The sequence below is a fragment of the Delftia sp. WSY_12 genome, from assembly GCF_043104645.1.
Classification (GTDB): domain Bacteria; phylum Pseudomonadota; class Gammaproteobacteria; order Burkholderiales; family Burkholderiaceae_C; genus Comamonas; species Comamonas tsuruhatensis.
Map to the genome: position 1 here is coordinate 89,634 of NZ_JBICKW010000062.1, position 22,586 is coordinate 112,219.

Below are 22,586 nucleotides of genomic sequence, written 5' to 3' on the forward strand. Positions count from 1 at the left end.
TCAGCTCCGCCTTGTGCATGTTTCGGTTCTGTCCACAAATGCCCGTACCCGCTCCGAGGCCCGGCGCACCGACTCCACCAGCTGCGGATGGCCTGCCACCTCGCCCCACAGCAGCGGCTCGGCGCACAGCGAGGCCACGGGATCGGGCGCCGCGCAGATGGCATGCGCCACCGCCGGGTCCATGGCCTGGTCCTGGTACGCATAGGGCAGTGTGCCCCGGTGCCAGCGCTGCAGGAAGGCCAGGAACAGCGCTGGCAGCATGGCCGCGGCATCGATGGCGGCGTTGTCCGCCAGCCGCTCGCGCAGCGTGGGCGCGATGAAGCCGGGGATCTTGGCAAACCCATCGGCCGCCACGCGCTGGTTGGTGTCGCGCAGGGCCGCATTGCCAAAGCGCTCCAGCACCGTGTCACGGTAGGCCGGCAGGTCCAGCGGGCTGGGCCGGCCCGGTGCGCAAAGGCAGGCGATCACATCCCGGGTCACGTAGTCCCAGGCCATCTGGCGTATCGCGGGCACGGCGCAGCCTTCGTGGATATGCTCCAGGCCCGCCAGCGTCCCGGCCCAGGCGATGCAGCTGTGGCTGGCGTTGAGGATGCGGATCTTGGCCTCTTCGTAAGGCGCCACCGAGGGCACCAGCTCCACGCCCACGGTCTGCCAGGCGGGGCGCCCGGCAATGAAGCGGTCCTCGATCACCCATTGCGTGAAGCGCTCGGCCATCACCGCGGCCTCGTCGTCGCGGCCGGTGGCGGCCAGCACGCGCGCGCGCAGCTCCGGTGGCGGGCGGGGAGTGATGCGATCGACCATGGCGTTGGGGCAGCTGGTATGCCGCTGTGCCCAGTCGGCCAGCCCATGCAGCTGTGCCTGGCGCATGAAGGCCAGCAGGCCGGCGCGCAGGCGGTCGCCGTTGTGGCGCAGGTTGTCGCAGCTCAGCAGCGTGACGGGGCCGGCATCGGTGGCGCGGCGCGCCTGCAGGATGGCGCAGAGCACGCCATAGAGGGTGGTCCCCGCCTCGCCCCGGCGTGCGCGCTCCAGGTCCTGCGCCAGATCGGGATGCGCGGCGTCGAGCGCTCCCTGACCATCCAGGCAGTAACCAGCCTCGGTGACCGTGAAGGAGATGATGCGGGTGGCCGGCCAGGCGCCCCGCTGCACGACGGCGGCCAGCCCGGGCGCGTACGGAATCACCTCGCTCAAGGCATCCATCCACTGGTAGTGCACCGTGCCGTTGGGCGCAATCGTCTCCAGCGTGTAGGCACCGCCTTGTCGCACCAGGGCGTCCAGCGTCTGCGCCATGTCAGGGCGCAGGTTGGCGCCCACCAGCGCCCACTGCGTGTCGCCCGCATCCATCAATCGCTGCTGGTAGGCAGCCTGGTGCGCGCGATGGAAAGAGCCCAGCCCCAGGTGCAGCACCGTGGGGCGGGAAAGGGAGGGGGCAGTCGCGTTCATGGTGTCCCGGACAAAGGGATGGGAAGAGACGGAAAGAAGAAGGCAGGGCTCGGCCGCCAGGCTCAGCAGGCCGCCAGCGCACGGCCATCACGGTCGAACAGATGGAGCATGCAGCCCGGGTCGAGGGACACCCTCACCCCATCGCCCACGGCCAGCGGCATGCGCTCGGTCTGGCGTGCCACCAGCGGCACGCCGGCCACATCCACATGGACCAGCGTGTCGGCACCCAAGGCTTCGATCAGGTCCACGCGCCCCTGGACGCCAGCCCCATCACCGGGACCTGCATCTGCCCGGGACAGGCGCAGCGCCTCGGGGCGTATGCCCAGCGTGCCGTCCGGCGGCAAGCGCCCCTGCGTGCTGGCCGACAGGCCCGGCACGGCATGGGCCGCCAGCAGGTTCATCGGCGGCATGCCGATGAACTGCGCGACAAAGCGGTTGGCCGGGCGGTCATAGAGCTCCAGAGGAGAGCCCACCTGCTCGATGGCGCCGTCGCGCATCACCACCACGCGGTCGGCCAGGGTCATGGCCTCCACCTGGTCGTGCGTCACATAGATGGTGGTGGCGCCCAATGCACGGTGCAGCTTGAGGATTTCCACGCGCGTGTTGCCGCGCAGCGCCGCATCCAGATTGGACAGCGGCTCGTCGAACAGGAAGACCTTGGGCTCGCGCACGATGGCGCGTCCGATGGCCACGCGCTGGCGCTGCCCGCCCGACAGCTCGCCCGGGCGGCGCTCCAGGCAGGCCGTGAGATTGAGCGTTTCTGCCGCCCGGCCGACCTTGCGCAATATCTCCTTGCGCGGCACGCCCGCCAAGCGCAGCGCAAAGGACATGTTGTCGTACACGCTCATGTGCGGGTACAGCGCATAGCTCTGGAACACCATGGCCAGATCGCGCCGGCCCGAGGGCGCGTGCGTGATGTCGCGCCCATCGAGCAGCAGATGGCCCGCGCTGACGGACTCCAACCCCGCGATCAGGCGCAGCAGCGTGGATTTTCCGCAGCCCGAGGGGCCGACGAAGACGATGAACTCGCCGCGCTCGATGGCGAGGTCCACGCCACGGATGATGTGCGCCTCGCCAAAGCTCTTGCGCATGTCTTGCAGTTGCAGATAGGCCATGGTTTTCTTGGTTTGAAGAGCGGCTACTTGACGGCGCCGAAGGTCATGCCCTGCACCAGTTGCTTCTGACTGAACCAGCCGAACACCACGATGGGCGCGATGGCCAAAAGCGATGCCGCCGAGAGCCGGGCCCAGAACAGCCCCTCGGGGCTGGAGTAGGAGGCGATCAGCGTGGCCAGCGTGCCGGCGCGCGCGCTGCTGAGGTTGAGCGACCAGAAGGCCTCGTTCCAGCTCAGCACCAGACACAGCAGGCCCGTGGAGGCAATGCCGCCCAGCGCCAGCGGCAGCACCACATGGCGGAACTCGGCCCACAGGCCGGCGCCATCCATGCGCGCGGCTTCGAGGATCTCGTGCGGGATGTCCTTGAACGCGCTGTAGAGCATCCACACCATGATGGGCAGGTTGGACAGCGTGAAGACCACGGTCAGCACCGTGAGCGTGTCCAGCAGGCCGGCGCCCTGGGCCAGCACGTAGATGGGCAGCAATGCGCCCACGGCGGGCATCATCTTGGTGGACAGCATCCACATCAGCACATCGCGTGTGCGCCGCGTGCGAAAGAAGGCCATCGAGTAGGCGGCGGGCACGGCGATGGCCAGGCCCGCCAGGGTGGACCCCAGGCTGGTGACCAAGGAGTTGCGCGCGTGCAGCAGGTAGTTGCTGCGCTGCTGCACCTCGCCGAAGTTGGCCAGCGTGGGCTCGAACACGAACAGCGGCGGCACGGCAATGGCCTGCAGCTCGGTCTTGAACGCGGTCAGGAACAGCCAGCCCAGCGGAAAGAACAGCAGCAGAGCCAGCGCCCAGGCCGCGGCGGCACGCAAGGCGGTGGAAAGTGAAGGAGCCGTCATGCGCTCAGTCCAGGCTCTTGCCGACGATGCGGATCAGGAAGACGGCAACGATGTTGGCCAGCACCACGGCGAACAATGCCCCCGCAGAGGCCACGCCCACGTCGAAATGCATCAGCGACTGCTTGTAGATGAGATAGGTGAGGTTGGTGCTCTCGTTGCCCGGGCCTCCCGCCGTGGTGATGGCGATCTCCGCAAACACGCCCAGCAGGAAGATCATCTCGATCATCACCACCACCGCCATCGGTCGGGCCAGATGGGGCAGCGTGAGGTGGTGGAAACGTTGCAGGGCATTGGCGCCGTCCATGCGCGCCGCCTCCATCTGCTCGCGGTCCAGCGACTGCAGCGAGGTGATGAAGATCAGGCAGGCAAAAGGCAGCCACTGCCAGGACACCATGATGACCACGGACAGCAGCGGCACCTCGGTCAGCCAGTCCACAGGCTCCAGGCCCAGCGCCCTGCACAGGCTGGCCAGCACGCCGTAGATGGGATTCATCATCATGTGCTTCCACAGCAGCGCGTTGACGGCGGGCATCACGAAGAAGGGCGAGATCAGCAGCACGCGCACCATGCCGCGGCCCGGAAATGGCTCGTTGACCAGCAGCGCCAGCAGCACGCCCAGCACCACGGTGATCGACACCACGCTGGCCAGGAACACCAGGGTCTGGCGCACGGCGGGCATGAAGTCCGGGTCGGTGACGAAGAACTCGTAGTTGCGCAGGCCCACGAAGGGGTGGCCGCCCGGCTGCATGAGGTTGTAGTCGACGAACGAGAAATACACCGTCATCAGCAGCGGCACCAGCATCCAGCACAGCAGCACGGCCACGGCGGGAGCCATGAGCGCGCGGGGCAGCAGGCGCGTCATGGGCGCGGGGCTTGGTCGAAGCATCGAGGCAGCCATCACTTGTAGTAGCCGCTTTTCCTCATCTCGCGGTCCGCCAGGGTCTGCGAGGTCTTGAGCGCCTGCTCCACCGTGGCCTTGCCCGACAGCGCCGCACTGACTTGCTGCCCCACGGCAATGCCTATGGCCTGGAACTCGGGGATGGCCACGTACTGCACGCCGATGTAGGGTGAGCGCGGCTCGGTCGCATCGCTCAGGCTCACGCTGTCGATGGCGCTTTTCTCGGCGCCGGCAAAGTCCGCGACCTTCTGGAACTCGGCGCTCACATAGGTGGACTGCCGCGTGCCCGTGGGAACGGCGCGCCAGCCATGCTCGCGCGCCACCAGCTGCACATACTCCTTGGAAGTGGCCCATTTGATGAAGGCCTGGGCCGCATCCACCTTCCTGGAGCTGGCGGGGATGGCCAGGTTCCAGGTCCACAGCCACGTCGCCCCCTTGGGCGTGGAAGCCACGGGAGCGGCCGCATACGCCACCTTGCCGGCCACCTTGGACTGCCGTGGATCGCCCACGAACGAGGCCGCAATGCTGGCATCGACCCAGGCCGCGCACTTGCCCTCGTTGAACAGCGCCAGGTTCTCGTTGAAGCTGTTGGCCGATGCGCCGGGCGGCCCGTAGGCCTTCAGCAGCTCCACATAGAAACCCACGGCCTTCTTCCAGGCCGGTGTGTCCAGCTGCGGCTTCCATTGCATGTCGAACCACTGGCCGCCGTGGGTGTTGACCATGGTGGTGACCAGGGCCATGTTGTCACCCCAGCCCGGCTTGCCGCGCAGGCAGATGCCGTAGACGCCAGCCTTGGGATCATGGGCCTTGGCGGCAAATTCCCGCACCTGCTCCCAGCTCGGCTGCGCGGGCATGGTGAAACCCGCCTTTTCGGCCAGATCACGGCGGTACATGAGCATCGATGCCTCGCCATAGAACGGCAGGGCGTGGAGCCTGCCCTCGTGCGACAGGCCCTTGCGGATGGAAGGCAGCAAGTCGTCTGCGTCATAGGCGGCATCGGTGGCAATCGGCAGCAGCCAGCCATTCCTCGACCAGATCGGCACCTCGTACAGGCCCACCGTCATCACGTCGAACTGGCCGCCCTTGGTGGCGATGTCGGTGGTCACGCGCTGGCGCAGCATGCCCTCTTCCAGCGTGACCCATTTGAGCGTGATGCCGGGATGGGCCTGCTCGAAGCGGGCAGAGAGTTTCTGCATCTCGATCATGTGGCCGTTGTTCACGGTCGCAATCACGAGTTCGGTGTCGGCCTGTGCGCCGGCGGCCGATGCGGCCACGGCCAGCGCCGCGCCCGCCCTGAGCAAGCTGTGCATGTCTGTCTCCTTCGCAATGAATGCTGTGGTCTTCGCGGTCCATCCCTGCCGCTGGTGACCGATTGTGGGGACAGGCCTGCGGGTGCATTGGTACGGGCAGCCCGGCCGCTGATACTTCTATGCACATGCATGGCTAGAGATATCCCTGATCTGCGCAACACACTATCTGCGAGCAGCGGTCTGGCGGGAGCCGCTCCTAGAATGCTGGCCATGACTTCCAGCGAGCAGACCATGGCCATGCAGATCGCCCCGGTTCCTCCCAGCGCCCTGGGCGAATCGCCCTTCTGGCACCCCGCTGATCGCCGGCTCTACTGGTGCGATATCCAGGGCCTGCGCATCCATGCCTGGGACCCGGCCAGCGGCCAGCAGCAAAGCTGGGCCACGCCCAGCGAGCCCGGCTGCTGCGCGCCCACGGACCAGGGCCGCATCGTCATCGGCCTGCGAGACGGCTTCGGCCTGCTGGAGCCGGCCATCGGCCACATCACCATGCTGGCCGGCCTGGACCACGATCCACGCCAGTTCCGCCTCAACGACGGCCGCTGCGACCGAGCCGGCCGCTTCTGGGCGGGCTCCCTGTTCGCGCCCAAGACCGCGCCCGAGGCGGCACTGTGGTGCCTGCGCGCGGTGGACAACGGCGGCTACGCGGTCCAGCGCATGGCAGGCGACTGCACCACGGCCAACGGGCTGGCCTTCAGCCCCGACGACGCATGGCTGTACTGGGCCGACACGCCCGCACACCGCATAGACCGCTTTGCCTTCGACCTGGACACCGGCACGCTGGGGGCCCGCGCACTGTGGAAGGCCTTCGCGCCCCGCACGCAAGGGCGCCTGTACGGCGGCCGGCCCGATGGTGCCTGCGTCGACACCCGGGGCCACTACTGGGTGGCCATGTACGAAGGCGGCTGCGTGCTGCGGCTGGACCCGCAGGGCGAAGTCGTGCAGCGCATCGAGACGCCCGTGCGCTGCCCCACCATGGTCTGCCTGGGCGGAGAAGACCTGCGCACGCTCTACATCACCTCCGCCTCGCACGGCCGCCCCGAGGAAGAACGCCGGGCCGCCGTGCCTGCCGGGGCGTTGATGCATTGCCGCGTCGAGGTGCCAGGGCTGCCGGTCAACTGCTTCCGGGAGGCGTAGAGCGGGGCCAGGCCCTCAGGCCATCAGGCCCGCAGCCGCTGCAGCAGGCCGGCGGTGGAGGCGTCCAGCCCCGCCATGTCGCCATTGCCCAGGCGCAGCTGAAGGTCACGCGCCAGCAGCTTGCCCAGCTCCACCCCCCATTGGTCGAAGCTGTTGATGCCCCACAGCGCGCCGGCCACGAACACGCGGTGCTCCTGCAGCGCAACCAGCGCGCCCAGCGCCGCAGGCGTGAGCGCGTCCAGCAGCAGGAAGCTGCTGGGACGGTTGCCGGGGAAATGGCGGTGCCCGTCCTCGCTGGCGCGCCCCTGCATCAGGGCCTGGGCCTGGGCCAGCGCGTTGGCCAGCAACTGTTCCTGGTGGCCTGGCAAGGTGTGCGAAGCCTGCTTCACCGCAATGATCTCCAGCGGCACGATGTCGCTGCCCTGGTGCAGCATCTGGAAGAAGGCATGCTGCCCATCCGTGCCGGGCTCACCCCAGAGCACGGGCGCCGAGCCCAGCGCCAGCGGCCGGCCCTGCCGGTCCACGCGCTTGCCGTTGCTCTCCATCTCCAGTTGCTGCAGATAGGCCGGCAGGCGCCGCAGGCCTGCGTGGTAGGGCGCGATGCAGCGGCTGCCAAAGCCCAGCAGATTGCGGTACCAGACGTCGAGCAGGCCCAGGCGCACGGGCAGATTGGCCTGCAGCGGCGACGTGCGGAAATGCATGTCCATAGCGTGCGCACCGGCCAGCATGGCGCGAAACGCGGCAGCGCCTACGGCAACGGCCACCGGCAGTCCGATGGACGACCACAGCGAATAGCGCCCGCCCACCCAGTCCCAGAAGCCGAAGGTGGTGGTGATGCCCATCTGCGCCGCCGCAGCGGCATGGGTGGTCAGCGCGACGAAATGGCGGGACACCTCGCTGCCGCCGTTTGCGTGGAACCAGTCGAGTGCGCTGCGCGCATTGGTCAGCGTCTCCTGCGTGTTGAACACCTTGGAGGCCACGATGAACAGCGTGCTGCGCGGCTGCAGGCCCACGAGCACGGCCTGCAGCGCGTGGCCATCCACGTTCGAGACGAAGTGCATGCGCCGGCGCGCATCGCCCAGGCCTTGCAGCGCCTGGACCGCCATCTGCGGCCCCAGACCCGATCCGCCTATGCCCATGCACACCACGTCGGTGATGTCCTCGTCCGCACGCACGCGCTCGGCATAGGCCAGCATGGCATCCAGCGTCTCGTGCACCTGGGCCAGCGCCCAGGCCAGGCCCGGCGGCGCATTGCCGGGCGGATGGCGCAGCAGCGTGTGCAGCGCCGCACGCCCCTCGGTGGAGTTGACGGCCTCGCCCGCGAACATGGCGTCGCGCTGGCGCTCCACCTCGCAATTGCGGGCCAGCTGCAGCAGCAGGTCTTCGGCCTGCGCGTCCCACAGATTCTTGGACAGGTCCGCAAAGCAGTGCGGAGCCTCCTGGCTGAAGCGCGCGAACCGGGCGGGGTCAGAGGCGAAGGCACCGCGCAGGTCGAAATCGGGCATCACGGCCCGGGCGTGGTTTTGCAAAAGAGGCCAGGCGAGGGCGTGATCGCAACGGATAAGCATGGGGTTCACCGACAGGGCTGCTTGCAGAGAAGTAATCAAATTACAACAATCATCATCTGAAGCTTCAATCAAATGACGTGGTTACTCTATAATTTATTCGATTTCCTCAAAAATTGGTAACTAAGTTACCAAAATATTCACCTCGGGAGGCAACATGGGTTTCGATCTGGTCTTGTTTGGCGGCACGGGCGATCTGGCATGGCGCAAGCTCATGCCGGCGCTGTTCCAGGCGTTTCGCCACGGCACCCTGCCCGAGGGCGGCCGCATCCTGTGCGTGGCCCGCGATGACCTGAGCGACGACCAGTACCGCGCCCTCATCCAGTCGCGCTTTGACGGCGTCGAGCTGTCCAAGCGCCCCAACCCCGAGGAATTCGCCCGCTTCGCAGACCTGCTGCACTACCTGCGCATGGACCTGTCGCAGCCCGCCGACTACGGGAAGCTGGCACAGGCGCTGGCCGCGCGCGACGCAGAAACGGTGGTGATGTACGTGGCCACCGCCCCCAGCCTGTTCACCACGGTCTGCGAGCAGATCGCCGCCGTGGGCCTGAACGGCCCGCGCACCCGCGTGGTGCTGGAAAAGCCGCTGGGCCACGACCTGGCCTCCAACCAGGCCATCAATGCCACGCTGCGCAAGGTGCTGCGCGAAGAGCAGGTGTTCCGCATAGACCACTACCTGGGCAAGCCCTCTGTGCAGAACCTTCTGGCGCTGCGCTTTGGCAATGCGCTGTTCGAGCCGCTGTGGCGGCGCGAGACCATTGCCAACATCCAGATCACCATCGCCGAGGAACTGGGCGTGGAAAGCCGGGGCGCGTTCTACGACCAGACCGGCGCGCTGCGCGACATGGTGCAAAACCATGCGCTGCAGCTGCTGTGCGCCATCGGCATGGAGCCGCCGATCAACGCATCGGCCCATGCCATACGCGACGAAAAGCTCAAGGTGCTGCAGTCGCTCAGGCCCTGGACGCCGGAAACCCTGAGCCAGCACGTGGTGCGCGGCCAGTACCTGGCCGGCGCCAGCCAGGGCCAGCCCGTGCCGGCCTACCAGCAGGAAAAAGGCGTGGCGGCGGGCAGCCAAACCGAGACCTTCGTCGCCCTGCGCACCGAGATCTGCAACTGGCGCTGGGCCGGCGTGCCCTTCTACATCCGCACCGGCAAGCGGCTGGCAGGAAGGGACGCGCGCATCGTCGTGAACTTCCGGCCCGTGCCCCACCCGATCTTCCGCTCACCCCTGTCCGAAGCCAATCGCCTGGTGATCAATCTGCAGCCCAAGGACGGGCTGGAGCTGCACCTGCTGGCACAGGGCGCCACCCAGCAGCAGGCCGAGCCTTCGCTGGCCCCCGTGCACCTGAACCTGGACTTCGACCAGCGCTTCGGTGCCAAGCGCGTGGGCGCCTACGAGCGCCTGCTGCTGGACGTGATCGCCGGCAGGCTGAACCTCTTTGTGCGCAGCGACGAGCAGGAGCAGGCCTGGCGCTGGGTGGAACCCATCCTTCAGCACTGGCGCAGCGACACCTCGGGGCCGCGCGGCTATGCGGCGGGCAGTTGGGGGCCCAGCGCAGCCAGCGCCATGATTGCGAGGGATGGTTTTTGCTGGAGCGAAGAGGTTTAGGCTCCCCCTGAGGCGCTGCGCGCCTTCCCCCTCTCTGCCCGCTTCGCGGGGGAGGGGGACGACAGCTTCGCGGCGGGGCGGCCCTTGCTCGCTGTCTCCGACTTTGGAGTGCGCCAGTTTCATGCGCCACGCTTTGTCAGCACCGTTGCCTATAGCCCGCTGGGCGCGCCGGTTCCATGGGGGAACCTACAATGAGGCCCCGAGAGACTGACCACACCATGAATCCTGCTGCGCCGGCTGGCGATGCCGCCCCCACTTCCTCCCTGATCGATCCCAAGCTGGCCATGGGCTGGATGCACACGGCGCGCTTTTTGACGACGGCTGCGCAGTTGCACCATCTTCCCAAGGTCGATGTGCCCGAGATAGCGTTCGTGGGCCGCTCCAACGCCGGCAAGTCCACCTGCATCAACACGCTGACGCAGCAAAAGCAGCTGGCCTTCGCCTCCAAGAAGCCTGGCCGCACACAGCACATCAACCTGTTTTCCCTGGGCAAGCAGGGCGTGACCGACGCCGTGCTGGCCGACCTGCCCGGCTACGGCTATGCCGCCGTCTCGCGCACGGACAAGCAGCGCTGGCAGCGCGTGATGCTGAACTATCTGGTCAGCCGCGAGAGCCTGTCGGCCATCGTGCTGCTGTGCGATCCGCGCCTGGGCCTGACGGAGCTGGACGAAGCCCTGCTCGACGCCATGCGCCCGCGCGTGCAGGAAGGCCTGAAATTCCTCGTGCTGCTGACCAAGGCCGACAAGCTCACGCGCGCCGAGCAGGCCAAGGTGCTGTCCATCACGCGGCTCAACGCCGGTGGTGGCGAAGTGCGCATGTTCTCCGCGCTCAAGAAGCAGGGCGTGGACGAGGTGGCCCAGCTGCTGTGGCACTGGAGCCATCCCGAAGGCCTGAATCCGCCGGCGGCCACGGACGAGCCCGCCGACGTCGCGAACGTCGCAACTGCGACGCCCGCCGCGACCGACAGCCCCCAAGATTAGCGCCTGGAGGCGCTCGTGTAGCCAGCGCCCCGCAAGGAGCGCAACATGGTGAACACCTGCATTCGCGAGCTGCCTCACGGCATCCATCTGCACTGCCGCGTCAGCGGCGAACCCGGCCAGCCACTGCTGCTGTTCCTGCACGGCTTTCCTGAAGGCAGCTTCATCTGGGAAGGCATGCTGGAGCAGTTCGGCACGCAATGGCGTTGCGTCGCCCCCGATCTGCGGGGCTTTGGCCGTTCCAGCCAGCCAGCCGGTGTGGAGCAGTACAAGGCCAAGCACCTACTGCAGGATCTGGCGGCGCTGATCGCCATCGAAAGCCCTGGCGCACCCGCAGCCTGCGTGATTGCCCACGACTGGGGCGGTGCCCTGGCCTGGGGCCTGGCCAACCGCCATCCCGGGCTGATGCAACGGCTGATGATCCTCAACGCCCCGCATCCGGGCGCCTTTCTGCGCGAACTGCTGCACAACCCCGTGCAGCAGGCCGCAAGCCAGTACATGCATTTCCTGCGCCGACCTGATGCGCCCGCCCTGCTGGCCGAGAACGACTGGCAGCGCATGCTGGGATTTTTCCGCACACCGCAGGGCGAGTTGCCCGGATGGCTCACGCCGCAGTTGCAGCAGCGCTACCGCGAGCACTGGGACCTGGGCGTGCAAGGCTCCTGCCACTACTACGGCGCCAGTCCCCTGGTGCCGCCCCGGCCCGAAGATCCGGCCTCAGCCGACGCACTGCGCAACCTGAGGCTGCCGCCCGAGATGCTGGACATCGGCGTGCCCACGCATGTGCTCTGGGGCGACAGCGACCCGGCGCTGCAGCCTGCACTGGTCGAAGGCCTGGAGCCGTGGGTGCCGCGCCTGACGGTGCAGCACCTGGCCGGCACCTCGCACTGGGTCGTGCACGAGCAGCCCGATGCGGTGCGGCAAGCGCTGGAGCAGTTCCTGTCCCGCCCCTTTCAGTAGACCGAGGGCTCGCCCTCGGGCCGGGTCTTGAAGCGCCTGTGCACCCAGTAGTACTGGTCGGGCATGGTGCGGATGGCCGCCTCCAGCTCACGGTTCATGCGGGCCGTATCGGCCTCGACATCGTCGGTGGGGAAATCCGTCCAGGCCGGCGTGATCTCGGCCACGTAGCCCGTGGGCGTCATGCGCGTGTACATGCCCAGCACCTTGGCCCGGCCCAGGCGCGCGAAGCGCGACAGCGAGGGAATGGTGGCCGCGTTCACGCCGAAGAAAGGCACGAAGACCGAGTCGTTGCGACCGAAGTCCATGTCGGGCAAAAGGTACAGCAAACCGCCCTTGCGCAGGCTGGAGATGATGGGCTTGACCCCGTCGGCGCGGTTGAGCATGCGCACGTCGCCAAAGCGCTGGCGCCCCGACATGAACCACTCATCGACCGCCGGGTCCGGATGGGTGGAGAAGATCGAGGTGAAGGGCCGCGTGGTGTGCAGAGGCAAGGCCAGCCCGCCCGCGTCCATGCTGTAGAAATGCGGCGCGAACAGGATGGTCGGGGTGTCGCCATCGAGCTCATGCACGGCACCCTGCAGCTTCACGCGCTCGGCCACCACCTCGCGCGGCGCCGCCCACAGCCAGCTGCGGTCCAGCCAGGTCTGGCAAAAGACGATGAAGTTGCGGCGCGCCAGATACACGCGCTGCGCCTCGGTCAGCTCGGGAAAGCACATCGCCAGATTGCGCAGCGCCACCTTGCGGCGCGGCGCGGCCAGCACGAACAGCAGCCGCCCCAGAAACGCACCCAGCCCCCGCAGCCACGGCAGCGGCATCCACGCCAGCGACCGCATCAGCCACACGCCGATGCGCCCGCTCATGCACCCACCTCGCCGGCAGCTGCTTCACGGCGCGGCTGCTTGTAGCGCGCATAGCCCCACAGGTACTGCTGCGGGCATTGGCGGATGGTGTGTTCCATCGCCTCGTTGATCTGCTGCACCGCAGCTTCCAGATTCTCGGACAAGGGCACGGGCAACTCCTCAAGATACAGCGCATAGCCCCGCCCCCAGGACAAGCGCTCACAACGGGCCACGATCACCGCGGCCCCCGTCTGCAACGCCAGGCGCGCCGCCAGCGTCATCGTATAGGCATCACGGCCGAAGAACGGCGACCAGACGCCCTGCCCCTCGGGCGGAACCTGGTCGGGCAGCAGCCCCACGGCCATGCCCTTGCGCAACGCCTTGATCATCTGGCGCACGCCAGCCAGCGTGGTCGGCACGGCCTGCACGCCGGGGCGGTTGCGCGCCGTCTCCATGACGCGGGCCAGCCAGGGCTGGCGCGCGGGCCGGTAGAGAATGGTGATCGCGCCATGCTCGGCCGACCATTGCCGTGCCGCATGCTGCACCGACAGCTCGAAGCAGCCCAGGTGGGGCGTCAGAAAGATGATGCCGCGCCCGGCAGCGTAGGCCCGGCGCACGCATTCCTCGTTGTGCATCTGGCAGCTCGGCTGCCTGCCCATCCACATGCGCGGCAGCTCCGCCACCATGCGCCCCGCGTGCCCCACGGCCGGCGCCACGGCGCCGAAGCCGTAGCCGGCCTGGCGGGCATTGGCCAGAAAGCGGCGCCGGTACGTGCCGGAGGCCACGAAAGCCACCCAGCCGATGAGCGCGCCAAGGGGGTGCAATAGCCACAAAGGCAGTGCAGCAAACAGTCGGAACAAGGAAGGCATTAAAATGTGCGGGTCGCTGAGTTAACTGAGCAACTTGCAGAGCGACGTAAAACAAGTCTGCTAAAGCGTTCGCCAGGGCTCCTGCAGCTTGGGCAACGCCCATCAAAAAAGCTGCAACCAAGGAGTTTATTCACATGGCGAACGATTTTCTTTTCACCTCGGAATCCGTCTCTGAAGGCCATCCGGACAAGGTGGCCGACCAGATCTCTGACGCGATCCTGGACGCCATTTTCGCCCAAGACCCGTACAGCCGCGTGGCCGCCGAGACACTGACCAACACGGGCCTGGTGGTTTTGGCAGGTGAGATCACCACGGGCGCCAACGTCGACTACATCCAGGTCGCACGCGACACCATCAAGCGCATCGGCTACGACAACACCGACTACGGCATCGACTACAAGGGCTGCGCCGTGCTCGTGGCCTACGACAAGCAAAGCCAGGACATCGCCCAGGGCGTGGACAAGGCCAGCGATGACGAGCTCAACACCGGCGCCGGCGACCAGGGCCTGATGTTCGGCTACGCCTGCGACGAGACCCCCGAGCTGATGCCCGCGCCCATCTACTACGCGCACCGCCTCGTCGAGCGCCAGGCACAGTTGCGCAAGGACGGCCGCCTGCCCTTCCTGCGTCCTGACGCCAAGAGCCAGGTGACCATGCGCTACGTGGACGGCAAGCCCCACAGCATCGACACCGTGGTGCTGTCCACCCAGCACAGCCCCGACCAGTCGGAATCGGCCACCAGGATGAAGTCCAGCTTCACCGAAGCCATCATCGAGGAAATCATCAAGCCCGTGCTGCCCTCCGAGTGGCTGCAGGACACCAAGTACCTGATCAACCCCACGGGCCGCTTCGTCGTGGGTGGCCCCCAGGGTGACTGCGGCCTGACCGGCCGCAAGATCATCGTCGACACCTACGGCGGTGCCTGCCCCCACGGCGGCGGCGCCTTCAGTGGCAAGGACCCGACCAAGGTGGACCGCAGCGCCGCCTACGCCGCGCGCTACGTGGCCAAGAACATCGTGGCCGCCGGCCTGGCGCGCCAGTGCCAGATCCAGGTGGCCTACGCCATCGGCGTGGCACGCCCGATGAACATCACGGTCTACACCGAAGGCACGGGCGTCATCCCCGACGCCGAGATTGCCAAGCTGGTGGCCGCCCACTTCGACCTGCGTCCCAAGGGCATCATCCAGATGCTGGACCTGCTGCGCCCGATCTACAGCAAGACCGCTGCCTATGGCCACTTCGGCCGTGAAGAGCCCGAGTTCACCTGGGAGCGGACGGACAAGGCAGCGGCGCTGCGTGCTGCGGCTGGCCTGTAAGCAAAATGCCAGGGGCGTTCACGCCCATCTGATGGCCTCCCGGCCCCATGCCGCGCCTGACGCAGCATGGGGCTTTTTTCATCTCGAGCCTTCTCACAACACTCACGTCAAACCGGCGCAGCAGGCTGCGGTAGCGGGTTGCTCGGCTGGTAAACTGCCTGCGCTCTTCCCAAGAGCGGCCATTTCCCGGCCCACCATTCCAAGTTCCGCCACATCCGAGACAAGACAAGAAGCAATGGCTGCCCCCTCCAAAGCGATTTACTGGTTCAGTGCCCTTCTTTTGCTGGCCATATTGGGGGTGTATCTGCCCGGCCTGAACAACGGGCTGCTGTTCGACGATATGCGTCTGACGGATGGAACGATTTTCGGCAACTATGGCAGCCTGTTGGACTTCAAGCAGCGCACGCTGTCGTATGGCAGCTTCGTCTGGATCGAACAGATTTTCGGAGACGGCTGGTGGAAGCAGCGCGTCTTCAATATCGCCTTGCATCTCGCGACCGTGGCGGCTCTCTATGCATTGTTCAAGGCACTGCTGACACAGACGCGCTTTCCGCACGACATCGAGGAGCAACCCCACTTCCACGCGTCGCGCGATGCAGCCCTGCAACTGGGCCTGGTCCTTTTCGCGCTCAACCCTGTCGCGGTCTACGCCGTTGGATACCTGGTGCAGCGATCCATCGTCATGGCAACGCTCTTTGCCGTTCTGGCATGCTGGGCCTTTGTGCGCGGGCTTCAGGGCGGGCGAGCCCTCTGGCATATCGCGGCATTGATCTGCTATGTGCTCGCCATCCTGTCCAAGGAGCATGCCTTTCTGACGGTCGCCATGGTGGTGCCGCTCTATATCTTTGTGCGGCGCCCCGGCCTGAAGGCTGCCATGGTCATTGTGGGAATGGCCTTGCTGCTGCTGGCCGTTGCCTCGGCGGCAGTCTTTCATTTCTTCGGCAGTCTGGTGGGCCAGATTTTCGACGAGCAATCCCAAGGCTATGCAAGGCAATTGGAAGCCCTTCGGCCCGGGATCACCTCACAGATCTATCCCCTGAGCATCCTCAATGAAGCGGCCCTGTTTTTTGCCTATGGCTTTCTGTGGATCGTTCCCTATGTGGGCTGGATGTCCATCGACCTGAGACCGGCATTTCCTCTCGGCTTCGGCTCGATCTGGCACCTAGCCGGCGCGCTCGGTTACCTGGCCCTGCTGGCCTGCTCAATCTGGGCCGTGCTTAGGCGTCCCGGTGTCATTGGCTTGGTCGCGCTCTGCCTCCTGTTTCCCCTGCTCTGGTATGCGACCGAATTCGCCACGGTCTGGCTGCAGGACCCCTTCGTTCTGTATCGCAGCTATCTGTGGGCTGTGGCCATCCCGGGATTGGCGGCCATTGCGCTGACGGGGGTCAAGCCACGCACCATCTACATCGTCGGCATCGTCATCGGCGTGGTGTTCGGAGCCCTCGCTTTCGAACGCGTGCTCTCTCTGCAGGATGCAGGCACATCCTGGGCCGATGCCGCTGAAAAAATCGACAAAAAAGCCCCCGCCAATGCCGTGGGACGTGGCCGTGCCTTCCTGAACGTAGGAACAGCACACGCAGACAAGGGCATGCTCGACCAGGCGCTGCAAGACTTCGCCACGGCCAACGCACTTGGAGACTTGGGCGGTAATGCGCTGTTCAATATGGGTGCCGTTCTGTCCCAGCAAAAGAAATTCCCCGAAGCCCTCAATGCCTTTGCCGCAGCCCAGGCCAAAGGCTTCAATGGCCAAGCCCTGTACTACCAGAAAGCCGAAGCGTTGATGGCCACAGGCCAGTTGCGCGCAGCATTCGAGGAATACTCGCGCGCCCTGGGCGAGCCCACTGAAGACAGTGCCAACGCCAAGCAAATGGAGCAGACCCTGCGCCTGAAACGCGCAGAGGCGGCCATAGGTGCGCAGCAATACAAAGTTGCAGCCGACGACTTCCGAACTCTGCTGCAGACCTCGCCAAACGCCCCTCGCCTGATCGTCGGATTGGGGCTGGCCCTTGTCGGCCAGGGTGATAGCGCTCAAGCCAAAGAGCTGCTGGAACCACTGGTTGCTCGCAGCCCCAGCGCGCCCGCTTTCTACGGGCGTGCAATGGCCTATCACGGCCTGGGCAACCTGCCGGAAGCACTGAAGAGTCTGGATCAGGCAATACGCCTGGAGCCACAGAATCCGCAGTACCGGCAGGTCCGCAATCAGCTGAGCCCGGCTACCGCAAAGCCTCAGACGACGAAGTAGGCGCTGTCCGCCATGGCCCTGCGCATACTTCACGTCGGTAAATTCTTCCCTCCCTACCGGGGCGGCATGGAAGTCTTTCTGGCCGACCTGATACACGAGCAACGACGCCAGGGTGTCGATGCCCATGCCCTGGTCCATGGTGATCCGGAGCCAGATGATCCCGCCTGGCTGGAACGCGTGCCCGTTCAATTCAATCTGGTCTATGCCCCCATGGCCATGGGATTCCGGCGCGCACTGGGCCGCGCCATCGAACGCATTCAGCCCGACGTACTGCACCTGCATCTGCCCAACAACTCGGCGCTTTGGGCACTGACCCTGCCCATCGCGCGGCGCGTGCCCTGGGTCATCCACTGGCACTCCGATGTGGTGGTGTCCAACATCAAGTGGTCCGTGGCATTGGCCTACATGCTGTACCGGCCGTTCGAGCAGGCCTTGCTGGAACGCGCCCAACAAGTATTCGCAACGTCGCCGCCATATCTTGAGGCCAGCAATGCCCTTCGCACCTGGCGCAGCAAATGCGAGATCGTTCCGCTGGGCCTGAACCTCGAAACCATTCCTGAACCAGCGCTGCTGCATCACGGCCAAGGCTGGCGGCCCGACACCCGGCTGCGCCTATTGTCCATAGGACGGTTGACCTACTACAAAGGCTTCGAGACCTTGATCCGAGCCGTCTCGGCCATGCCTGGCGTGGAGTTGCTGATCGCGGGAGAAGGAGAGCTGCGAGCATCCCTGGAAGAGCTGATACGCCAATGCACTCCAGAGGGCAGACAGGCCTGCGTGCGACTGATGGGCTCGGTATCGGACGAGGAAAAACATGCCTTGTTTGCAGAATGCGACATCTTCTGCCTTGCCTCGCGCGAACGCACGGAAGCTTTCGGCATCGTATTGCTGGAGGCCATGCTGCACGGCAAGCCCTGCCTGGTCACCGACCTTCCCGGTTCGGGCATGCCCTGGGTGGTCGCCCACTCACACGCCGGCCTGCATGTACCGTTTGAAGACATTGATGCCTGGCGCAGCAGCATTGCTCGCCTGCAGCACGACACGGCCCTCAGGCAACGACTGGGCCAATCGGGCCACAAGGCCTTGCATCGGTTTTTCAGCATCGGTCCCTGCGAACGCAGCGTGGCACGCCACTACCGCAGCCTGGCACCCGACACCCGCCCGGCAAGAGCACGCCAGGACTTGCTGGTTGTCATTTCCACGCGCAACAACGAAGCCGAGATTGCGCACCTGATACGTCGCGTGCATGCATTGGTCGAGGCCAGCGTGCTCGTCGTGGACAACAGAAGCACGGATGCCACCTGCCATGAAGCCGAGCAATGCGGCGCCAGGGTACTGCGCCCCTTGCTGGCAATGACCAATTGGGGCAGCCTGCAGACCGGCCTGCGCTACGCGCAGACCCATGGGTTCCAGACGGTCGTCACCATCGACGCTGAAGGTCGCTATGAGGTGGAGGAGCTGCCCACGCTGCTGGCACAACGCCAGCAGGCGGACATGGTCGTAGCCTACTTCGCCGAGCGCAACAGCCTGGTGCGCCGCATCGCGTGGCAATGGTTCCGCTGGTTGACAGGTTTTGGCCTGCGGGATTTTGTGTCAGGTTTCCGGTTGTACAACCGCCAAGCATTGGAGGTGGCAGCCTCTACGGAGGCCACAATGCTTGACTATCAAGACATCGGCACGCTGCTGCTTATGCGCAGGCAGGGACTACAAGTTACAGAGATCGCTCTGCCACTACATACTGCGAAAGTCAATCGATCGAAAATCTTCAGATCATGGGGGAATGCAGTGAGATATGTAGCTGTATCTTCATTACTGAGTATTGCACATGGCAGAGATAGGCGAAATCCACTTCAAACCTCCCGCTGATTTATCGAACCAATTGAGCTACTTTGGCATAGATTTCTATTGTTCGCTCAGAGCATTGATCCCAAGACATTTGACCAGATCGCACCAACCCTAAGGTTCGCGCCTGCCTTTGCCAATGCTCATCAGTCAGGCAGGTCTGAAGGCCAAACGAGATTTCCTCCAGATTCAAGGGATTCACCAGCCTAGCGGCACCTCCGGCAATCTCTGGCATGCAGGAAACGTTGGATGTGAGCACAGGAGTGCCACTCGCCATTGCTTCTACAATAGGCAATCCAAAACCTTCATAAAGTGATGGATAGGCCATCAGCCGCGCCCCCGCATACAATGCCGGAAGCCAGCTTTGGTCGACATAGGATATATATTGCAACCAGCCTTGGGCTTGTGCTTTTGCAAGGCACAAGTGAATCGCACTAGAGTTCCAGCCATTTCCACCGGCAATCACCAAAGGCCAATTGTGCCGCACCTCTTTGGGTAGCATTCCATACGCCTCAACAAGGCGTTGGATATTTTTCCGTGGCTCTATGGTACCGACAAATAGACTATACCTCCCAGACTTAAGCCCCAAAGCATTCAGTACAGAGTCTAGCATCTCTGATGTATGAGGTCGGAAATCACTACCCGCCGCCAAATGTATAGCGGTCACTTGTTCTGGCGACATCAATCCATGAGCCAGCACTTCCTGGCGAACAGTCTCGGATACCGTAATTACATGATCTGTCCTCGCCAAACTTTCACCCAAAGCCATATTCATATATTCAACACGGGCCTGGGGATGAAAATTCGGATAAAGGATATGAGAGAGATCGTGTATTGTGCTTACAGTCCTACCACTGAAATTCGGAACAATATAATTAGGTGAATGATATACACACCCGTCATTTCCACGCAGTCGCCATCCAAAAAGAGCAGGGGTGATCCTTTTGTATAAACGAACAGCCAATCTACTCCCCGCAACCCTATCCCGCAAAGCCGCTTTGGTCTTAGTTACGGATAATTTTAAAGGGGCGGTGGTTTCCAAAGCAGCCATGGGATCATCAACCCATCGCCCGGAAGAAAAATACCGCAATCTATCAATACGCTCATGACAACCCAGCCGCTTCGCCAGCTCATAGGTATATCGCCCGATACCAGTCAGTGGTGGGCGAAGCGCATCAGCGGCAAAAATTACATCAAGTCTCATAAGAGCATTATCTGACACCAGAATATATTAAAAATCTATTGCCCTATCAGAGCGATCAGTGTCAATGCAATATTTCTTTCAACAGCTCCTTACAAGTACGAGCTCGATGACTCCAAGAATGAGCCTTAATAACATCCTCTTTTCTTCCATCAGTCAGTTGCTCTGGATTATCTGCCCATTGCCTATACATATCTCTTAGCACAGCCTCAATTTGTCTGCTGCAATTTTTCACAACAATCCCTGAACCTGTCTCTTCCAAAAGTTCGACACCAGGGTCAGAATCTTCAGCAGTCTTTATGTGTAGTATGGCCTTCTCAGCACCCAGATATTCATATATTTTCCCTGGAATCTGGTAGCTTTGGACATTTCCAATATTCACTAGTACATCTGCCTGTCTTTGCAACTCAAGGCACTCAAAATGACTTTTCTTTCCAGCAAACTCAACACCGAAAATCCCTTGAAACATGGGCTCAAATTCAGAATTATCCCCAGCAATGATAAAAGATATTGCCAGATCCTGTAATCCAAAAAGTGCCTTTGCCAACTCTATCGGATTCCTGAAATCTCTGTAGAAATTTCCTGTAAACACCATAAGAAAGCGTTGTTCATCCTCTTTATTTTTCCGACCTACTCGCCTATACGAAAAACCTTGAGGCAATACTGATATTTTTCTCTCGACACTGGCACCATGACGACTTATCAACAAGTCCAACACACTGCCAGCCGTGACCCAGATGGAAGAGGCTGAGTGAATAACCTTTCGCTCCACTTTCAGATCAATTCCGCGCCTCCATTTTGGCGAGTATGGGGTTAGCAATGGATCACCCATGTCAATAACCCAAGGAATCCCCAATTTACGGGCATAATTTCCAACAAAAATATCAACACACGGCTCATGTGAGCTTATTACTGCATCGAATTTTTCGTCCCTCAACAACTTCTTTATCTTTCGAAGTGCGAAAGGATACCATTCAGACCTTACATCCGGATAAAAAATAGCATTCAAAATCGATCGGACTACTCGATAAGCCTGAAATAGCCAAGATGGCTTTGACGCATTTCTGCTATTCGCAGCTTTACTATTTCTCCAGACATTTCCTGCCAGTCTCTGGCTAAATCCGATAAAAGGCCCTGGCCAGACTCGATGGATAGTAATACGCGCATCCATATCCATGGGAAACGCGTTTTCTGTCGAAATATCTGGACATACGACATGGATTTCCACACCAATATCGACCAGCTCATTGGATAAATAAAACCAACGCAATGCCTGGGCAGCCAATATTGGAGGAAACTCATATGCAATAAGCAATACTTTCACTAAGCTTGCTCTCTCAGAACGGCAACTATTCTTTCAGCGGCCTTTCCATCTCCGTATGGAGAAACACCTCGTGCCATTTTCTTGTATTCCGTTTCATCATCTAGCAAGCACTGCACTCTTTGAACAATATGCTCACTATCAGATCCCACCAATTCCACAACTCCTTCAGCAACTGCTTCAGGGCGTTCTGTTTCCTCGCGCAATACAAGTACAGGCTTGCCAAGTGCAGGAGCCTCTTCCTGAACGCCTCCGGAATCGGTCAAGATCAGGACTGATCTCTTCATTGCTGCAACAAAAGGAGCATAGTCCAGTGGCTCACATAAAATAAAATTTTCTTCTTCTTGCAAGAACTCATAAGCCACATTTTTTACATTCGGATTGGGGTGCACAGGATAAAGGAACTGAATATCAGGGTTTTTACGCGCCAACACCTTCAATGCTTGGCAGATTCGTCTAAATGGCTCTCCGAAATTTTCGCGGCGGTGAGAGGTAACAAGTACGAGGCGTTTATTCGGATCAATGGTTATTCCGATTTCCAAGTCCTTCTTCGCGGCCATTAGCAGTGCATCGATCACTGTATTGCCAGTCACAACTATATCTTTATCAGCAACTCCATCCTTAAGGAGATTCTGACGTGATCCTTCGGTTGGAGCGAAATGCCAACGCGCGAGCTTACCTGCAATTACGCGATTTGCCTCTTCCGGAAATGGATTCTGTATATCCCAAGTACGCAAACCTGCTTCAACGTGTCCAATAGGAATTCGATGATAGAAACAAGCCAATGCAACAGTCATTACCGTGGTGGTGTCACCTTGGACTAGTACAACATCCGGCTTTTCAGCCTTGAAGACTTCATCGAGTTGAAGAAGCAGGCGCCCCGTCAACTCCGTTAGTGACTGATTTGGCCGCATGATATTCAAATCAATATCCGGCTCTATTCTAAAAAAACTCAAAACTTGATCCAACATCTCTCGATGTTGTGCTGTGGCTAACACACGTACATCAGCCCATGGCTCTTTTTTTAGCGCGAGTATCACAGGAGCCATCTTTATAGCTTCCGGACGGGTACCCACAACACATATAATTTTTTTCATAGC

General features: G+C 62.7%; 18 protein-coding genes. 7 read left to right on the forward strand and 11 right to left on the reverse strand.

The genetic code is table 11. The features are described 5' to 3' along the window. From dalD to ACF8LI_RS27715, 5 genes are all read right to left on the reverse strand, one after another. Positions 1 to 1,440 (reverse strand): D-arabinitol 4-dehydrogenase, encoded by a 1,440-nt coding sequence (gene dalD, locus ACF8LI_RS27695; RefSeq protein WP_392414628.1) that lies wholly within the window; start codon positions 1,438 to 1,440, stop codon positions 1 to 3. A gap of 62 nt (positions 1,441 to 1,502) precedes the next feature. Then, the gene (locus ACF8LI_RS27700; RefSeq protein ID WP_392414629.1) at positions 1,503 to 2,555 is read right to left on the reverse strand and encodes an ABC transporter ATP-binding protein; all 1,053 of its coding nucleotides are present in this window, start codon (positions 2,553 to 2,555) and stop codon (positions 1,503 to 1,505) included. A gap of 23 nt (positions 2,556 to 2,578) precedes the next feature. Further along, a complete protein-coding gene (locus tag ACF8LI_RS27705; protein ID WP_026062016.1) occupies positions 2,579 to 3,400 on the reverse strand; it encodes a carbohydrate ABC transporter permease in 822 nt (273 codons plus the stop codon). A 4-nt stretch (positions 3,401 to 3,404) separates the two neighbouring features. Further along, complete coding sequence (locus tag ACF8LI_RS27710) at positions 3,405 to 4,262, reverse strand: carbohydrate ABC transporter permease (protein ID WP_016445524.1); 858 nt, start codon at positions 4,260 to 4,262, stop codon at positions 3,405 to 3,407. Between the two features lie 35 nt (positions 4,263 to 4,297). Continuing rightward, positions 4,298 to 5,608, reverse strand: coding sequence for an ABC transporter substrate-binding protein (locus tag ACF8LI_RS27715; RefSeq protein ID WP_392414630.1), 1,311 nt, complete (start codon positions 5,606 to 5,608; stop codon positions 4,298 to 4,300). Between the two features lie 231 nt (positions 5,609 to 5,839). Here ACF8LI_RS27715 and ACF8LI_RS27720 point away from each other — a divergent pair, with 231 nt between their 5' ends. Beyond that, the gene (locus tag ACF8LI_RS27720; protein ID WP_392414666.1) at positions 5,840 to 6,742 is read left to right on the forward strand and encodes an SMP-30/gluconolactonase/LRE family protein; all 903 of its coding nucleotides are present in this window, start codon (positions 5,840 to 5,842) and stop codon (positions 6,740 to 6,742) included. A gap of 23 nt (positions 6,743 to 6,765) precedes the next feature. On the opposite strand, the gene pgi is transcribed toward ACF8LI_RS27720, so the two are convergent. Further along, entirely contained in the window at positions 6,766 to 8,310 is a 1,545-nt protein-coding gene (gene pgi / locus ACF8LI_RS27725; protein ID WP_392414631.1) for a glucose-6-phosphate isomerase, read from the reverse strand. A gap of 154 nt (positions 8,311 to 8,464) precedes the next feature. On the opposite strand from pgi, the gene zwf reads away from it, so the two are divergent. The 3 genes from zwf (at position 8,465) to ACF8LI_RS27740 (ending at position 11,856) form a co-directional block, all read left to right on the forward strand. Further along, positions 8,465 to 9,919 (forward strand): glucose-6-phosphate dehydrogenase, encoded by a 1,455-nt coding sequence (gene zwf, locus ACF8LI_RS27730; protein ID WP_047217124.1) that lies wholly within the window; start codon positions 8,465 to 8,467, stop codon positions 9,917 to 9,919. Between the two features lie 218 nt (positions 9,920 to 10,137). Continuing rightward, entirely contained in the window at positions 10,138 to 10,899 is a 762-nt protein-coding gene (gene yihA, locus ACF8LI_RS27735) for a ribosome biogenesis GTP-binding protein YihA/YsxC (protein WP_047326503.1), read from the forward strand. 45 nt (positions 10,900 to 10,944) lie between these two features. Continuing rightward, positions 10,945 to 11,856, forward strand: a complete 912-nt coding sequence (locus tag ACF8LI_RS27740) for an alpha/beta fold hydrolase (RefSeq protein WP_392414632.1) — start codon at positions 10,945 to 10,947, stop codon at positions 11,854 to 11,856. Here the strand turns inward: ACF8LI_RS27740 and ACF8LI_RS27745 are convergent. Both ACF8LI_RS27745 and ACF8LI_RS27750 read right to left on the reverse strand, forming a co-directional pair. Continuing rightward, positions 11,850 to 12,716, reverse strand: coding sequence for a lysophospholipid acyltransferase family protein (locus tag ACF8LI_RS27745; protein WP_392414633.1), 867 nt, complete (start codon positions 12,714 to 12,716; stop codon positions 11,850 to 11,852). The two genes, ACF8LI_RS27740 and ACF8LI_RS27745, sit on opposite strands and share 7 nt — an antisense overlap. Further along, positions 12,713 to 13,564, reverse strand: coding sequence for a lysophospholipid acyltransferase family protein (locus tag ACF8LI_RS27750; RefSeq protein ID WP_034364844.1), 852 nt, complete (start codon positions 13,562 to 13,564; stop codon positions 12,713 to 12,715). The genes ACF8LI_RS27745 and ACF8LI_RS27750 overlap by 4 nt, the downstream gene beginning before the upstream one ends. Positions 13,565 to 13,698: 134 nt before the next feature. On the opposite strand from ACF8LI_RS27750, the gene metK reads away from it, so the two are divergent. From metK to ACF8LI_RS27765, 3 genes are all read left to right on the forward strand, one after another. Then, positions 13,699 to 14,880, forward strand: a complete 1,182-nt coding sequence (gene metK, locus ACF8LI_RS27755) for a methionine adenosyltransferase (RefSeq protein WP_017403953.1) — start codon at positions 13,699 to 13,701, stop codon at positions 14,878 to 14,880. A 235-nt stretch (positions 14,881 to 15,115) separates the two neighbouring features. Next, a complete protein-coding gene (locus ACF8LI_RS27760; protein ID WP_392414634.1) occupies positions 15,116 to 17,122 on the forward strand; it encodes a tetratricopeptide repeat protein in 2,007 nt (668 codons plus the stop codon). Between the two features lie 12 nt (positions 17,123 to 17,134). Beyond that, the gene (locus ACF8LI_RS27765) at positions 17,135 to 18,988 is read left to right on the forward strand and encodes a glycosyltransferase (protein WP_392414635.1); all 1,854 of its coding nucleotides are present in this window, start codon (positions 17,135 to 17,137) and stop codon (positions 18,986 to 18,988) included. A 1-nt stretch (position 18,989) separates the two neighbouring features. Here the strand turns inward: ACF8LI_RS27765 and ACF8LI_RS27770 are convergent, their stop codons facing one another. From ACF8LI_RS27770 to wecB, 3 genes are all read right to left on the reverse strand, one after another. Next, positions 18,990 to 20,168: a glycosyltransferase family 4 protein gene (locus ACF8LI_RS27770; protein ID WP_392414636.1), complete on the reverse strand. Its 1,179-nt coding sequence runs from the start codon at positions 20,166 to 20,168 to the stop codon at positions 18,990 to 18,992. A gap of 61 nt (positions 20,169 to 20,229) precedes the next feature. Continuing rightward, positions 20,230 to 21,489, reverse strand: a complete 1,260-nt coding sequence (locus ACF8LI_RS27775) for a glycosyltransferase (protein WP_392414637.1) — start codon at positions 21,487 to 21,489, stop codon at positions 20,230 to 20,232. Further along, positions 21,489 to 22,583, reverse strand: a complete 1,095-nt coding sequence (gene wecB / locus ACF8LI_RS27780; RefSeq protein WP_193615926.1) for a non-hydrolyzing UDP-N-acetylglucosamine 2-epimerase — start codon at positions 22,581 to 22,583, stop codon at positions 21,489 to 21,491. Before wecB ends, ACF8LI_RS27775 begins: the two co-directional genes overlap by 1 nt. Positions 22,584 to 22,586 lie beyond the last annotated feature (3 nt).